A 15,346-nucleotide genomic window follows, 5' to 3' on the forward strand; every position below is an offset into this window, starting at 1 on the left:
TCTGACATAACAGGGGGGGCCGTGTGCCTCCCCGGATTTTTATTTCAACCGAAAAGGACAAATAATGAAAAAACTCAACTTCCTTAAGGCCTTGCTGGGGCTGACGGCATTGATTGCCAGCAGTGTGAGTCAGGCTGCGCTAATTACCTTGGTGCCAGGGCAAAACACGGTGTCAACCGGACAGAATATCAATCTGGATATTGTTATCAGTCAATTGGCCCCAGGGGGCGCGCCCTCGTTGTCGGGCTTCGATATCACGTTATCGTTTAACAACAGCCTGGCGGGACTGGATACCAGCGACACCGACAGCGATGGCGTATTTGATGCTGTGACCATTGATCCTGCCAGTCAACTGGATTTATTTGGTCTTGGCCTGAATATCCTGGGCACCACGATGCTGGCGCCAGGCCAGCTACAAATTTTTGATTTATCCTTTGACCTGCCCACCGATCTGAACGATCTTCAGGCTAACAGCTTTGTGCTGGCCAGTCTGACGCTGGCCGCTCAGAGCCCTGGGTTGGTGGACTTTGTAGTGAATATCAATGGTTTGGCCGATGGCCTGGGTAATGCCATTAGCAGCCAGGTTAGTAATGCCTCAGTGCTTATTGAAGGTAGCACGACGGCTATTGATGAGCCCTCTGCGCTACTGCTGTTGCTTGTGGGGATGATTTTACTTGGCCGTCGGCATAGAGCGGGTAAGTATATCTCTGCATAAAGCCATCATTAACCACAGAGACACAGGGAACACAGAGTTTTCTGGGGCATATATTTTCCTGTGCTCTCTGCGACTTAGCGATAAGTAATATTCTCTTCGTGTTCCTTTTGATCTTCGTGGTGTTATTGGCTCTTGAATGCTTTTTAAGCATCAGAGATTAAAACCAATTATGCCAAACCCATAAACCCAGCAAGGCCATAAAGACTATGCGGATAACTTTACTGAAAGGCGAATAACCTAACTTAAGTTGCCTTACCTGATAGGCCAGGTTGAGGTGTTTAAAGGGAGTGGCCCAGGGATTGAAACCAAACTGGTAGTTACCTGTCTCAGTAACAAGCTGAAGCACATTGACCGGTATCAGCATTTGCCTGGTTTTATAGAGATAAGCGGTCTGAATTTCAGCATAGGGAATAAGCCAATCTCCGCATTCAACCCTGTCGTCGAACACCTTAAACATCGCCCTTCTTGCCGTTACCCAGTTGTGGGAGTATCTGGGTACCTTGTCTTCCCTGTTTGTTCCTTTGAGCATAGATTTGTTCAAAAGGTCAACAGACCCTACACCGAAGTACCGTGAGTCAATGGTTAATAGAGCCGGTATTTCAAACATTAAATATCTGTGTTCGGCATTGGCGAAGTGGCCAATCCTGAAGCAAAATAGCGGCCTGTCTTCTGATACTTCACAATTTATGCAAAACCCGGTAGTTGTTTGTGTGGTGCTGCTGATTTGCAGCAATCTGTTTATGACGTTTGCCTGGTATGGTCATTTGAAAGGCATGAGCAGTAAACCCTGGCTGATAGCGGCACTGGTGAGTTGGGGAATCGCATTATTTGAATACTTGTTGCAGGTGCCCGCGAATCGTATCGGTTATACCGCAATGTCGGTCGGACAGCTTAAAATTATTCAGGAAGTGATTACCTTAAGCCTGTTTGTGCCCTTTGCGGTGTTTTATCTTAAAGAGCCATTAAAACTGGATTACTTGTGGGCCGGGCTGTGCCTGATGGGCGCGGTGTTTTTTATGTTTCGGGATAAGCTGGCCTGAGATTGTTTGAAGGGCCTTGTGGCCCTTACATAAACTTATCGACTTCTACTTCGTCTATTTTCCAGTCGCCGCCGATTTTAATCAGATTGACGGTGCGTAGGTCTTCCTTTTTATCACCGTGGTCGGTGCCGGTAAAGAAGATGACAACGCTGGCTTTATCGGCAAACTCAGAACGCATCCGGTTGTTGCCTGAGTCCACCATCATTTCAACCTTCTCGTAGGTCAGATTCAGTACATGACGCTGGAAGTTACGATTGGTTTTGTAGTTGCGGATCAGGCGGGCCATTTTGGGGGAGCTGATGCGTAGCACGTCTTCCATGCTTTCGTCATGGTAAACATGATCAAAGAACTCGATGGCGGTATATTCCGGTGTACCGGACTCCATCATGCCATAGCGGCCCACACCTTCGCGTTTTTCAGCCTTATCACATGCCGACAACATTAACGTGGCGGCGCTCAGCACAATTATTAGCAGGCATTTGTACATCGTTGTATTAATTTATGACCCTGATGAGTCAAAGTCTGCAAGCAATGGCTAAAAAAGTAAAGCAGCCATGTACTCGTCTTTTTAGCTAACGAGCTAGGACATTCATTCTCGCTAACCGGCTGAGACCATAATGAAAAGCCTGTTCCAGGGGCAGTTCCTCTAGTCTTAGTGGGCTCTGCGGGAAATCATTTTTCAGAAATAAAAAAGGCGCCCAGAGGCGCCGTAGTGACCATTGACCTTTTAAATAAGGTCAATGGTCACTAAAGGGAGAGGGAATTACTGTTCCAGTTCGGCGTCGGTAAAGGCACCGGCAAACAGCGGGCTGGACAGGTAACGTTCGGCTGAGCTTGGCAGGATCACCACAATGGTTTTATCTGCGTTTTCAGGTTTCTCAGCCAGACGCTTAGCCGCAACCACGGCGGCACCGGATGAAATACCGGCCAGAATACCTTCTTCGCGCATCAGGCGGTGGGCCATTTCCATGGCTTCGTCATTGCCGACCTGTTCAACCTGATCCACCAACGCCAGATCCAGGTTGCCCGGAATAAAACCGGCACCAATGCCCTGAATCTTGTGCGGCCCTGGGGTGAGTTCCTGACCGGCTTTGGCCTGGCTTATCACCGGCGAGTCGGTTGGTTCCACCGCTACTGATAAAATGGCTTTGCCACGGGTATTTTTTAGGTAACGGCTTACCCCGGTGATGGTGCCACCTGTACCGACCCCTGCGACAAAAATATCGACCTGACCGTCTGTGCCTTCCCAGATTTCCGGGCCGGTGGTTTTCTCATGCACTTCTGGGTTGGCTGGGTTGTCGAACTGCTGCAGCATCACATATTTGGATGGATCGGAATCAACAATTTCCTGCGCCTTGGCAATAGCACCTTTCATGCCTTTGGGGCCTTCGGTCAGTACCAGATTGGCACCCAAAGCTTTTAGCAGTTTGCGACGCTCCAGACTCATAGTGCTGGGCATGGTCAGGGTCAGTTTATAACCGCGGGAGGCGGCCACAAAGGCCAGGGCAATCCCGGTATTACCACTGGTGGGCTCGACCAGCTCTTTGTCTTTGGTCAGCACACCGCGTTTTTCTGCATCCCACACCATATTGGCACCAATACGGCATTTTACGCTGAAGCTGGGGTTGCGGGCTTCAATCTTGGCGTACACCTTGCCGCCAGTTACCCGGTTAAGCTTAACCAGTGGGGTATTACCGATGGACTCGGAATTGTCTTTAAATACTTGCATGGTGATTCCTTGCGTAACGAACAGCGCCAGGCGCCATTCTGGAATTTCTGGCCCCAAGATGGGGAATGTTTACTAGATTAAGGCTCTGACACTAAAAACAAACTGCTTTTTCGCTATATGATATTGTGAATATTCACAATCCAATAAAGGTAGTCCATGTCCTTTACCGGTACAGACCAATATATCGCCAGTCAGGAACTGCAACTGGCTGTTAATGCCGCCATTCGTCTTGAACGCCCGCTTCTGATTAAAGGCGAGCCAGGTACAGGCAAAACCCTGCTGGCCGAAGAAGTGGCTAAAAGTCTGGATACGCCCTTATATGCCTGGCACATCAAGTCCACCACCAAAGCCCAACAAGGGCTGTACGAATATGATGCGGTATCGCGCTTACGTGACTCGCAATTAGGTGACGCCAAAGTACAGGATATTGGTAACTACATTATCAAGGGCAAGCTCTGGCAGGCTTTCGAAGCGCCGAAACGGCCGGTACTGCTAATTGATGAAATCGATAAGGCGGATATTGAGTTTCCCAACGACCTGCTACTGGAGCTGGACCGTATGGAATTCCATGTGTATGAAACCCGCCAGACCATTAAGGCAGCGCAGCGTCCGGTGGTGATCATTACCTCCAACAACGAAAAAGAGCTGCCGGATGCCTTTTTACGCCGCTGTTTCTTTCATTACATCCGCTTTCCTGATGCAGACGAAATGCGTCGTATTGTGGAGGTGCACTTTCCGAAACTAAAACAGGCCTTGCTTAGTCAGGCGCTGGAGACATTTTTTAATCTTCGCGAGATACCCGGACTAAAGAAAAAGCCGTCCACCTCGGAGCTGATCGACTGGCTTAAATTGCTGGTGGCCGAAGACATTCCGGCCGAAGCCCTGCGAAGTAAAGACAACAAGCAGGCGATTCCGCCGCTGTATGGCGCGCTGCTGAAGAACGAACAGGATATCCACCTGTTTGAAAAACTGGCTTTTATGGCCAGACGCTGATGTTGGTTGGGTTTTTCTTCCGTCTGCGCCAGCATGGTCTGCCCGTCAGTCTGCGTGAGCTGCTGGACCTGCTTGGTGCTTTGCAGCAAGGGCTGGTGTTTGCCGATATGCAGGCGTTTTATTATTTATCCCGCACTGTGCTGGTCAAGGACGAAAGCCAGTACGATAAATTTGACCGTGCGTTTGCCGATTATTTTAACGGGGTGCAAGGCTTGGACTTGTTCGCAGATATTCCCGACGACTGGCTTCGTAGGGAAATAAACCGACACTTCAGTGAAGAAGAAAAACGTCGGATCCAGGCTTTAGGCGGGCTGGAAAAACTGATGGAAACCCTGCGTGAGCGCTTGCAAGAGCAGCAAAAACGCCACCAGGGCGGCAATAAGTGGATAGGTACCGGCGGCACATCGCCTTTTGGTGCCTATGGCTATAACCCTGAAGGGGTGCGAATCGGCCAGGATGGCAATCGTCAGTTCAGCGCGGTGAAAGTCTGGGACAAACGTGAGTTTGCTAATCTGGATGCGGATGTAGAACTTGGCACCCGCAATCTTAAAATCGCCCTGCGTAAGTTACGTCAGTTTGCCAGGATTGGTGCCAGCGAAGAGTTGGATTTACCGCAGACTATCGCCGCCACGGCAAAAAATGCCGGCATGCTGGACTTACATATGCAGCCGATACGGCACAACAGTATTAAGTTACTGATGTTTTTTGATGTCGGCGGCTCAATGGACATGCACGTGCAGGCTTGTGAAGAGCTGTTTTCGGCGGCCAGAAGCGAGTTTAAGCATCTTGAGTACTTTTACTTTCATAACTGCGTTTATGAAGGGGTGTGGCAGGACAACCGCCGACGCGATGAACGTCTGCCGGTGTGGGATATCATGCACAAATACGCGGCGGATTATAAAGTGATTTTTGTCGGGGATGCGGCCATGGGGCCTTATGAAATTACCTATCCCGGCGGCAGTGTTGAACACTGGAATGAAGAACCGGGAGCACTGTGGCTGCAACGCCTGTTGGGGCATTTTCGTCACAGCGTGTGGTTGTGCCCTAATCCCCAACAACAATGGCATTATTATGCATCGGTGAATATTATCCGTCAGTTAATGGAACAGCGATTCTACCCCATGACCTTACAGGGCATTACCGACGCCATCAAAAAACTGCAGGAAAAACAATAATGACTCAAGGCGCTCAGGAAGCAAATTTAACCCAGGTTGAAACGCGGGACATCATTACCCCTTACGCCTTTAAAGTGGCTGACGACTTACTAGGCACAGCGCTGGCCAGCCCGATGCGCCGCGGTATCGCTATTTTGCTGGATTTACTGATTATTGTATTGCTCACCGGCGTAGACAGTATGATTCTGGCGGCCTTGTTCTGTTGGATGTTCTGGCGAGCCTCTAACAAGCTGCATGCCCGCCAGCCGGAAAAAAAGCGCAGTAACCTGGCGTTACGCATTGCTTCGGTATTGATGTTGTTTATTTTTGCCATCGGCCTGATTGAAGTGTTAAAGCCCGAGTCCGAGTTCGCTTCTGATGGCCAGGAAATCAGCGCGGAGCAGGGATTGATGGTGGTGGCTCTGACCGCTAAACACCTGGGAAATATGGGTTCGCTGCAACGTGAGATTGCCAGCGGTGCTTGCCAGCCAGCGCTGGATTGCTGGACGCCCGCCGGACAAAGCCTGGTGGATGATCTGGCCAAGGCCAGTTTGCCCAAGCAGAGCGCAAAGGAGCTGGTCAAGGAGTTTGTCAGAGCCACCTCTGACAGTCTGGACAAGACTCAGCGTGATGCCCTGAAAGAAGACCTGATAGCCCGTTACCAAACTCTTGAAGTCGTGCAACCTGAGTCGCCACCCAAGGCTGAAAATCTACTCCCTGTTGTAACGCCGCAGCCAGATAAGGAAAAAAATACAGACAGTGATCTTAGTCTTATCACCTTGGCTAAAACACTGGCCGAAGACCTTGGCTTGGGCTTTGGCTGGGCGGCGTTTTATTTCTCGGTATTTACCGCCTGGTGGCAAGGACAAACCCCGGCCAAGCGTTTACTGGGCATCAAAGTCATCAAACTTGATGGCAGTAGCCTTAATCTGTGGGAAAGCTTTGGCCGTTACGGTGGCTATGGCGCCGGTGTTGCCACCGGCTTACTGGGCTTTTTGCAAATTTACTGGGATGCCAACCGCCAGGCCATTCAGGACAAGATTTCTGAAACCCTGGTGATTGATCTGAAAAAACCAAAAGTTGCGCTTAGCGGGCAACAAGTAGCTACACTGGAACAACAAGCGGAGCAAGCCAAACTGCCCGCGCAACCTCAACCCATCACTAAGGGATAATATCGATGAAGCGTAAGTTGAACCTGATCCTGGCCGGCCTGGTTGCCAGCAGCATGACAGCCACGGCCGATACCCTGATCACCTCAGTGGATCAGGATGGCGCAACCACCAGAATCTATGTGTCTGCCGGGAAAACCGGTGCCGTAAATGAAAACGGGCAAACCGATTTTATTTACGACGGCAACAAAGGCGAAATGGTTGCCCTAAACCATGAGGAAAAGGGCTATCTGCAAATGGACGAACAGGCGATGGCCAAGATGGCCAGTGGGCTTAACCAGATGCAGCAACAAATGATGAGTATGATGCAGGAGCAGATGGCCGATATGAGCCCCGAAGAGCGTGAGCAAATGCGCCAGATGATGGGCAGTATGATGCCAGGCATGGACAACAAAAAAGAAGCATTGAGTATCGATGAAACGGGCAAGTCAGACAAAGTCAACGAGCATAGCTGCAAGTGGGTCAGCGTATATAACGACAAGACCTTGTTGAGCGAAGCCTGTGTGGTGACATTATCGAACCTTGATATCGACAAGGACGACTTTGAGACCCTGTCTGCCTTTTTGAATAAAATGAGTCAGTTTGCCGGTCAGTTTGGCGCCCAGGATGAGATGATGCTGAATCAGCATTTATTTGCCAACAAGCTGTTGCCGGTGCAAATCAGGGAACATGGTGAAGAGGGCGCACAAACCACCACCTTGAGTTTTAAAAAGCAGGCGGTGTCTGCCAATATTTTTCAGATCCCAACGGGGTATACGTTGCAGCAGATGCCTGCTATGCCAGAGTATTAGCGACAAAATAAGGCAAATGGCCGCAGGTGTGCGGCCAATGTTGCCTGACCAGAAGGGCAGACCTGCTACCATCGACTGTTCATTATCCAATCTATAAACAAAAAGAAAGCTTATGTTAGTGACAAGACAAATAGCCAAGCCGCCTCTGTTACTGCTGGCGCTGATTTTCAGCCTGTTTGCCCAGGCTAATAACCGCGACATCGAAGTGGACCATAAAGTGGTCACTGAGCATAAAACCCTGATTGAAGGGCAGCGGGTGAGTTACTCCGCAACCACCGGTACGCAACCTGTGTGGGACGACGAAGGCAAAGCCATTGCCAGCTTGTTTTATACCTATTATCAGCGCACGGATATCAAGGACCAAAGCAGCCGGCCATTGGTGATTTCGTTTAATGGTGGCCCCGGCTCGGCGTCGGTGTGGATGCACATTGCCTATACCGGTCCGCGTATTCTGAAAATTGATGACGAAGGCTACCCGGTGCAACCTTATGGTATCGACAGCAACCCCTATTCGATTCTGGATGTTGCTGACATTGTGTTTGTTAACCCGGTCAATACCGGCTATAGCCGTGTGCTGAAGGATGCCGAGGGTAAATTACCGCCTAAAGATAAGCAGCAGGAGCAGTTTTTTGGTGTCAATGCCGACATCAAATACCTGGCAGAATGGGTCAATACCTTTGTCAGTCGCAACAATCGCTGGCTGTCGCCTAAATTTTTAATTGGTGAAAGCTATGGTACCACCCGGGTATCTGGCCTGGCACTGGAGCTGCAAAATAGCCAGTGGATGTACCTCAATGGTGTGATTCTGGTGTCTCCCACCGATATCGGCATCGAACGAAACGGCCCGGTGAAAGCCGCCAACCGCTTGCCGTACTTCGCTGCCACCGCCTGGCATCACGGTAAGCTGGACAAAGACCTGCAAGCATTGGATTTAGAAGCGTTACTGCCGCAAGTGGAAGAGTTTACCCTTAATCGCTTGATCCCAGCCCTGGCTAAAGGCGGCTTTATTGACGCACAGGAAAAAGCGGCGATTATCAGCCAAATGGCCCGTTATTCCGGCTTAAGTGAACAGATCATCGCGCAAAGTAATCTGGATGTCAGCACCGCGTTTTTCTGGAAGGAACTACTGCGTAATGAAAGCAAAACCCTGGGGCGCCTGGACAGTCGCTATCTGGGCATTGATGCCAAGGATGTGGGCGATAAGCCAGATTATTGGGCCGAACTGACGTCCTGGTTGCACTCTTTCACCCCGGCGATTAATTACTATCTGCGCGAAGAACTCAATTATAAAACCGACATTAAGTACAATATGTTCGGCCCGGTGCACCCCTGGGACCGCAGTGACAACAAAACCGGTGAAAACCTACGCCAGGCCATGGCGCAAAATCCCTACATGAAAGTGCTGATCCAATCCGGTTATTATGACGGTGCCACCAACTATTTTGATGCCAAATACAACATGTGGCACCTGGACCCCAGCGGCAGAGTGAAGCAGCGTCTGAGTTTTAAGGGCTATCGCAGCGGTCATATGATGTATCTGCGCCGTGAAGACCTGAAAGCCTCTAACCAGGATCTTCGCGAATTTATCCGCGCGGCCTTGCCCGCCAAAGAGCAGTCGGCGCGTTATCCCAGATAAAATTCCATTTCTATTCATTCGCCCCGTTTTATCGGGGCTTTTTTATACCTTTTGCTTGCAGCAGACCTTATTAGCGCACATAAGGTATTAACTGGTATATCCAAAAACTGATGTTTGGCTCTTATCTGTGATGTGGCTACATTGTAAGCTATAGCGCCTTAAGACCAGAACAACAGGGTCCGGACCCATTATGCTAACTCATTCAGCCACGCGTGTTGTGCTTTGCAGCCTGTTGTTCAGTCCGTTTTCTTATGCAAGCATAGATTTGGTACATAAGCTGGATGCCCAGATTATTGTCGCAGCCTTTTGTGCTGTGCTGTTGCTTTCAATCGGTATTTGGTTATGGCTGAGGGCCAGGGTAAAGCGTCAGCAGAGCCAAATAGCGCAACTGAATGAACAAACTCAGGCGAAACAAGCACTATTGGATGGTTTTAATCTGGGTATGCTGCACCTGGATGAACAAGGCAGCATCCTTTATATCAACCGTATCGCAGCATTCTGGCTGGGTAGTAAGGCTCAGGATCTGACCGGCAAATTACTGAGTAATGTTTTGCAGGGGGACGCGGCGGACAAGTTACTGGGTGCACTAAGCTGTCTGGTGGACTGCAAAACCCAGTGGTACTGCGAAAAACATCAGCGCCATATATTATTGGGCGCCCACCCCCTGGCAAAACCCAAAGACCAGCTGGCGATGGTGGTAACACTGCAGGACGTTACCTATTACCAGGCACAGATTGATACACAGCAAAGGCAGTGGCAGGTTAGTTGTGAACTTAACCAGCGAGCCGGAATAGGCAAGCTGGATATCAATCTTAAGGAAAAACTGGTCAGGCTCGACAAGCAGATGATGACATGGCTGGCGCTCACCGACCCGGAACAAAGCCTGGACAGCTTTAGAAGCAAGCTGGACAGCAGTTGCTGGGCAAACTGGCAGATAGCACTGGAACAGGGCGGTGAACAAGGACAACTGTCGCTTAGTGGTGTACTGGCGAGTCAGTCCGGACCATTACCGGTTACGCTGTTAGGGCAGGTGGTCAAATGGGATAGCGAACACAAACCACTGAATATTCATCTGCAGGTTAGTGACCAGCTCGCCTTTGAACAAGCTAAGCAACAGCTAAAAGCCGCCAGAAACCAGTTTAAGGCCTTGCTCGGGGCGTCTGCGCAGCCCTTATATCTGTTGGATAGCCGAGGCTGTTTCAGCGACTGCAATCTGGCTTTTCAACGTTTGTTTGGTATTAATCAAATGCAGGTGCAGGGCAAAACCCCCGCCGAGGCAGGGCTGTTTGACGAGGCCATAAACACCTGGCAGCAAAGCAGCGATCTGGCCTTGTCATCGATGGTCGGGCAGGGCCGGGAATTCAATCTGACACTCAAAGACGGTAAGGTACATCCGCTGCGTTTTCGCTTGCAGCCACTAAAAGACAGCGAGGGTAATAGTGGTGGTTTACTGGGCCAGATTGAAGATTTAAGTGAACTGAGGGCCATGCAAGCACAGGTGGAGCATAAACAGCAGCAGCTTGAACAGTTTTTACAGCATTCGCCTCTGGCGATTGCGCTAATGGACGAAGAAGAACATCTGCGTCAGGCCAATAACCTGATGTTAAAGCGTTTTGGCTATTCAGAGCCGGAGTTAAATAAGCTCAGCTTGTATCAGCTGTTCAGCGAGCCGGGCCAGGCGGCCAGGGCCGCAAAACAACTACAGAAGGGCAATTTAGACAGCTTCCATGCCAGCTTAAAAGACAAGCAGGGTAAGCTGCATCCCAGCGAGATCTTTGTGCAATCTTTGGGGCAGGGGCAACATCTTTGCTGGATTGCAGATGTCAGCGAGAAAGCCTTTCAGCAGGACAAGTTCGACAATCTGCTTGAACATAGCAGTCTGGCCATGGCGGTACTCACCGATACGGGCTTTAGCCGCTTAAATCCGGCTGCCTGCGCCTATTTTGGTATTCAGGATGAACAGCAGTTATTTGGCTTTTACCCCTATTCTGAAGGGCTGAATACCGATGCCGAGGCCGCCGCTAGGCTTAAACAAAAACTCGACCAGCTTAAGCAGGACGGCAAAGCATTATCGCTGGTATGGCAGCATCAACATGGGCATGAAGCCTTGCCTTGTCAGGCCACCTACGTGCCTATGTTTAAAGGTGGCGTGCTGGACTCAGTACTGTGTATCTGGATGGATATGCGCGCCATTCATCAGGCGGCGGCTGAGCGGCTGGAAGCCATTAATTTGCGCCAGGCGGCCGAACGGCAGATGGCCGAGCAACAGCAATTGCTGCAAAACAGTCAGGACCAGTTGGCCAGCAAGGCTAAAAGCCTGGTGGACACACAAAGCAAACTGCAAAGTGCCGAGCAGAACCTGTCGCAACAGCAAAGCCAGCTTAAGGATTTGCAGCAGGCTCATCAGAGCGTGACCGAAAATCTGCAGAAGTTGCAACAGGATTACAGCGACAGCCGTGCGCAACTGGCCGACAGCCAGCGCGACAACGCTGAACTGGAAGAACAACTGGCACAGTCCAGCAGTAAAGTCGGCGCGCTGGAGAAGCAACGTAATGATATTGCCGATGCCTTGCAGCACAGTGAACGACAGTTTCAGCGGGCTCAGCAGCAACTGCGTGCAAGCGAAGAAGCCAGTAATCAGCTTAAGGCTGAGCAGGGCAATCAGGCTCAGCGTATGCAGCAACTGGTGGAACAAAACAATAGCCTCAAACAGTCCATGGGTAAAAAAGACCAGCAAATTGCCGAGGTGAGTGGCCAGATAAGCAGCTTACAATCACAGTTGCTGAGTTCCGCCCAGGCCAGTGAGAGTTTGCGGGAACAACTGGCGAACCAGCGAAAAGCCAGTGAGCAGGCTCAGCAACAACACCGGGAAACCGAGCAGCGCTGCAGGCTGGCTCAGGCGGAACTGAGTAATAAGCTTCGCCATATTGAGCATTTGCAGTATGAAATGCAAAAGGTCGAAGAGATGTCGCATCAGCAACGCGACGATCTGGAAGAACAACACAAAGCCCTGCAGCAGGAACTGCAAGCCAAGCAGCAACAATTGCAGGATACCCAGCAAGCCCTGGATGAAACCCGTAAACAGTCAGAGCTGGAGAAACAAGAAAAAGCCGCTAAGCAGGCCGATTTAAACCGCCTGCAACAGGAACTGAATGACATGCAGGCGCAGGCCGGGCAACAGCAGCAGCAAGCCGAGCAGGCCGACCAGCTCTGGCGGCAACAGCAACAGGCACTGCAGGCCGAACTGCAGCACAAGCAACAGCAATTGCAGCAAGCCGAAGCGGTGCTGGCCGACGCCAAACAGCAAACCGAAGCAGAAAAAGCAGAAAAGGCCAGACAGCAGCAAGTATATGCCCAGTTGCAGGCCGAGCTGAAGGAAGTGGAACAGCGCGCTGCCAAGCAACAGGCACAGATATCGCAAAGCGATCAACAGTGGCAGTCCCAGCAGCAGACCATGCAGGCAGAGCTCGCGGCCAAGCAGCAACAGCTGCAGGACAGTCAGGCCCGTCTTGATGCCTTCCAGCGTCAGGCCGATGAGGAGAAGCAGCAACGCCTGGAACAACAGATGAAGCTGGAACAACTGAAAGTCGAGCTTACCGACGTGGAAGGACGTGCCACCCGCCAGAAGGAAATGATGCAAGGCAGTGACGAGCAATGGCGCCAGCATCAGGCTGAGATCGAAGCGCAGAAACAACAGTTACAACAGGCCCTTGAACAAGCCAGACAGCAAAATCTGCAGATGGAAGACAAACTTAAAGACAGACTGGCAGAACTGCAGCGTGCCGAGAGCCAGGTTCAGCAGAATCAAAGCGGTGAGCAAAAACTGCAACACGAACTGGAGCAGGCCAGACAGGCCGCAGACGCCTTGCAGGCTCGCCTGGCCCAGCAGGAAGCGCAGGAAGTCAGCCTGCAACAGCAACTGGCCAGCCAGCAGCAGGTGTTGAAAGACAGTGAACAGAATATTCACAAGCTGGAACAGTCTCAGGCCAGCCTGACCGCACAATTGCAGCAAGTACAGCAGCAATACGAGCAAAGCCGCAAGCAGCTTAGCGACCAGGGCAGTAGCCAGTCTGATTTGAATCAGCGTTTACAACAACTGGAAGATGAACTGCAGCAAAACCGCGCGCAGCTGGATAGTAAAGAAAACGCGCTACAGCAGGCCCAGCAGGCACTGCAAAGCAGCCAGTTAAAAATGGCCGAACAGGAACAGGCATTGGTGGATGCCCATCGCCAGGAACTGCAGCAGGCCCGTAGCGAACAGGTGCAGGTAGCCAGTGCCAAGCCAGCGATTGTCGAACAGCCCATGCCGGATAACCCGGCGGTGTGGTTTGATTTACTGCCTTATCTGCAGAAGAATCCACAAACCGGCTCTTTGGCAGCGGCCCTGACGCAACTGATGCAGGCGCTGGAAGACGCTACCCAGCAGGCCGATACGGCCATTAATAACGAAGACACCCGCGCTATGCTACAGGCCATGAAGCGCCTGGTGGCACTGGCCGAGCAAATTAATTCTGAGCCGCTGGTGGATCTAACCAGTCGCCTGGAAGCGGCAGGCAAGCTAGGCCACCTGGACAGCATTTCTATCTTTTGGCCCAATGTAAAACGTTCACTGATAACTACTATGCGGGTGATTTATTCGCATTTGGAGGGGTAAGGGCTGTCTCTGATGAAAAACTCGCGCTGCGCGTCAGTCCCGCGTCCTGCCTGTTGCCCTAGGGCCAGATGAAGCTGTTCAATCTGGCTTAATTCAGATAGTTTCACCACGAGGAAGCCCTTCTCGCAGAGCCGCTGAGAACTCAGAGGCATTCAAAGCACTAAATATCTCGGCGAGCTTTTCTCTGCGGCCTCTGCGTCACCGTGAGAGGTATTCCAACACCGGCCGAAGGTTGGTTTGTGTCTTTTCGTGTAGTTGGTGGCCCTCATTTTATTAAAACGAAGGACGATGGAGATCGCCCACTCTTCGTATTCTTATGATCTTCGTGGTAAAGCGATAGTCACCTGTGAAAGGCTTGGATACCTGACGTCCTTGTCTTGTATGACACGCTGTCCGTGGCGCGCCAGGTGAAGCTGTTCAATCTAAATAGTTTCACCAACAGGAAACTTTTCTCGCAGAGCCGCTGAGAACTCAGAGACAAATACCTCGGCGAGCTTTTCTCTGCGCCCTCAGCGTCACCGCGAGAGGTATTCTTAAATCGGCTTGGGCCGCTGAGGGGATACAACAGTTGATGTATCAGGCATTGATATTGTTGTTCTGTTGCACTGGCGGTAGTGACAAAACGTGTAAAAACAAAGCATTCCATTAGAATACAATTTCCATTAGCATCAACCGGACCAAGAATAAGGTTTATCTGACCGTCCAACAGACGTTTATCTGTCACGGACGACATGACAGATAAAGCGCTAAACTATTAGGCATTTCAAGGAGACACAATCCTATGTCAGATTATTCTCTCAATCTGTCGAAGGAGCATCTAGCGTTCGCGGCCACGATGCTTAGTCTTGCATGGGCAATATTTTCTTGGACGTACCAGAACCGGTCGGTTGCGCTACGAGACAAGATCAAGTCGGATCTAGAGATTCTGGAGAAGTTGAAAGTAGCGTTTGGTGAAGGCCATGAAACTACAAAGCAGGCAGAGCAATATGTGCTTGGGTTGCTTGCGCAGCAATATGCCAATGACTCATCTAGACCGGCAGTATTTATCTCGTGGCCGGATCTAGCACTAGGAATTTTTCTACTGGTTGTCGCTGGAGTGTGGGCCAGCTTAGGGGAAATGCAAAGTTGGCATACTTACGTTGCTATCATAATGGTTTTTGTGGCTTTTGGTGCATTTCTTAATGCTTTTGATCGTAACGCACGGCAATGGCGAAATGCCTAACAAGTGCCATCAAAAGCACGCCCTTTGGGCGCTCGACTCGCTACACGTTGCTCGCGTTTGTGGCGGGCGTTATATTTCATAGGTCCGCATGACGATCTTTTTCTATACAAAGACAGATGAGTTTGGCGAATTCAGTAACTTCTCAAAGTTCGGTGTTGAGATGGACGGGGTTTGGTGCAGGGCGGGATCAAACTTTGTAAATCATCTTAAAGTCTGATCAAATACGCGCAGTTTCCCTTACCA

12 protein-coding genes are annotated in these 15,346 nt (G+C 50.7%); 9 read left to right on the top strand and 3 right to left on the bottom strand.

All coding sequences use genetic code 11. The annotated features are described in order from the left end of the window. The first annotated feature begins 64 nt into the window (after positions 1–64). Positions 65–715 (top strand): hypothetical protein, encoded by a 651-nt coding sequence (locus tag ABD028_RS10775; protein ID WP_343844795.1) that lies wholly within the window; start codon positions 65–67, stop codon positions 713–715. A gap of 157 nt (positions 716–872) precedes the next feature. On the opposite strand, the gene ABD028_RS10780 is transcribed toward ABD028_RS10775, so the two are convergent. Next, entirely contained in the window at positions 873–1,244 is a 372-nt protein-coding gene (locus ABD028_RS10780) for a hypothetical protein (RefSeq protein ID WP_343844796.1), read from the bottom strand. 157 nt (positions 1,245–1,401) lie between these two features. Here ABD028_RS10780 and ABD028_RS10785 point away from each other — a divergent pair, with 157 nt between their 5' ends. After that, a complete protein-coding gene (locus ABD028_RS10785; RefSeq protein WP_343844797.1) occupies positions 1,402–1,755 on the top strand; it encodes a DMT family protein in 354 nt (117 codons plus the stop codon). Between the two features lie 25 nt (positions 1,756–1,780). Here ABD028_RS10785 and ABD028_RS10790 read toward each other — a convergent pair whose 3' ends face one another. Together ABD028_RS10790 and cysK are read right to left on the bottom strand one after the other, a co-directional pair. Then, on the bottom strand, positions 1,781–2,218 hold the full coding sequence (locus tag ABD028_RS10790; protein ID WP_343844799.1) for a hypothetical protein: 438 nt from the start codon (positions 2,216–2,218) through the stop codon (positions 1,781–1,783). A 300-nt stretch (positions 2,219–2,518) separates the two neighbouring features. Further along, a complete protein-coding gene (gene cysK / locus ABD028_RS10795) occupies positions 2,519–3,484 on the bottom strand; it encodes a cysteine synthase A (RefSeq protein WP_102798498.1) in 966 nt (321 codons plus the stop codon). Between the two features lie 156 nt (positions 3,485–3,640). Here cysK and ABD028_RS10800 point away from each other — a divergent pair, with 156 nt between their 5' ends. The 7 genes from ABD028_RS10800 (at position 3,641) to ABD028_RS10830 (ending at position 15,103) form a co-directional block, all read left to right on the top strand. Beyond that, a complete protein-coding gene (locus ABD028_RS10800) occupies positions 3,641–4,477 on the top strand; it encodes an AAA family ATPase (protein ID WP_343844801.1) in 837 nt (278 codons plus the stop codon). After that, positions 4,477–5,652 (top strand): vWA domain-containing protein, encoded by a 1,176-nt coding sequence (locus tag ABD028_RS10805; RefSeq protein ID WP_343844803.1) that lies wholly within the window; start codon positions 4,477–4,479, stop codon positions 5,650–5,652. The genes ABD028_RS10800 and ABD028_RS10805 overlap by 1 nt, the downstream gene beginning before the upstream one ends. Further along, on the top strand, positions 5,652–6,803 hold the full coding sequence (locus ABD028_RS10810; RefSeq protein ID WP_343844804.1) for an RDD family protein: 1,152 nt from the start codon (positions 5,652–5,654) through the stop codon (positions 6,801–6,803). The genes ABD028_RS10805 and ABD028_RS10810 overlap by 1 nt, the downstream gene beginning before the upstream one ends. 5 nt (positions 6,804–6,808) lie before the next feature. Then, positions 6,809–7,591, top strand: coding sequence for a hypothetical protein (locus ABD028_RS10815; protein ID WP_343844806.1), 783 nt, complete (start codon positions 6,809–6,811; stop codon positions 7,589–7,591). A 112-nt stretch (positions 7,592–7,703) separates the two neighbouring features. Continuing rightward, positions 7,704–9,227 (top strand): S10 family peptidase, encoded by a 1,524-nt coding sequence (locus ABD028_RS10820; RefSeq protein WP_343844808.1) that lies wholly within the window; start codon positions 7,704–7,706, stop codon positions 9,225–9,227. Positions 9,228–9,417: 190 nt separating this feature from the next. Beyond that, positions 9,418–13,881, top strand: coding sequence for a PAS domain S-box protein (locus tag ABD028_RS10825; RefSeq protein ID WP_343844810.1), 4,464 nt, complete (start codon positions 9,418–9,420; stop codon positions 13,879–13,881). A gap of 781 nt (positions 13,882–14,662) precedes the next feature. Next, positions 14,663–15,103, top strand: a complete 441-nt coding sequence (locus ABD028_RS10830) for a hypothetical protein (protein WP_102795048.1) — start codon at positions 14,663–14,665, stop codon at positions 15,101–15,103. The last annotated feature ends 243 nt before the right edge of the window (positions 15,104–15,346 follow it).

Source organism: Bowmanella denitrificans (genome assembly GCF_039522935.1).
Lineage (GTDB): Bacteria > Pseudomonadota > Gammaproteobacteria > Enterobacterales > Alteromonadaceae > Bowmanella > Bowmanella denitrificans.

Excerpts from the sequence above, each read along its gene's own strand:
- ABD028_RS10775 (WP_343844795.1), top strand. The coding sequence starts at position 65 with ATGAAAAAACTCAACTTCCTTAAGGCCTTGCTGGGGCTGACGGCATTG.
- ABD028_RS10780 (WP_343844796.1), bottom strand. The coding sequence starts at position 1,244 with ATGCTCAAAGGAACAAACAGGGAAGACAAGGTACCCAGATACTCCCAC.
- ABD028_RS10785 (WP_343844797.1), top strand. The coding sequence starts at position 1,402 with ATGCAAAACCCGGTAGTTGTTTGTGTGGTGCTGCTGATTTGCAGCAAT.
- cysK (WP_102798498.1), bottom strand. The coding sequence starts at position 3,484 with ATGCAAGTATTTAAAGACAATTCCGAGTCCATCGGTAATACCCCACTG.
- ABD028_RS10800 (WP_343844801.1), top strand. The coding sequence starts at position 3,641 with ATGTCCTTTACCGGTACAGACCAATATATCGCCAGTCAGGAACTGCAA.
- ABD028_RS10805 (WP_343844803.1), top strand. The coding sequence starts at position 4,477 with ATGTTGGTTGGGTTTTTCTTCCGTCTGCGCCAGCATGGTCTGCCCGTC.
- ABD028_RS10810 (WP_343844804.1), top strand. The coding sequence starts at position 5,652 with ATGACTCAAGGCGCTCAGGAAGCAAATTTAACCCAGGTTGAAACGCGG.
- ABD028_RS10815 (WP_343844806.1), top strand. The coding sequence starts at position 6,809 with ATGAAGCGTAAGTTGAACCTGATCCTGGCCGGCCTGGTTGCCAGCAGC.
- ABD028_RS10820 (WP_343844808.1), top strand. The coding sequence starts at position 7,704 with ATGTTAGTGACAAGACAAATAGCCAAGCCGCCTCTGTTACTGCTGGCG.
- ABD028_RS10825 (WP_343844810.1), top strand. The coding sequence starts at position 9,418 with ATGCTAACTCATTCAGCCACGCGTGTTGTGCTTTGCAGCCTGTTGTTC.
- ABD028_RS10830 (WP_102795048.1), top strand. The coding sequence starts at position 14,663 with ATGTCAGATTATTCTCTCAATCTGTCGAAGGAGCATCTAGCGTTCGCG.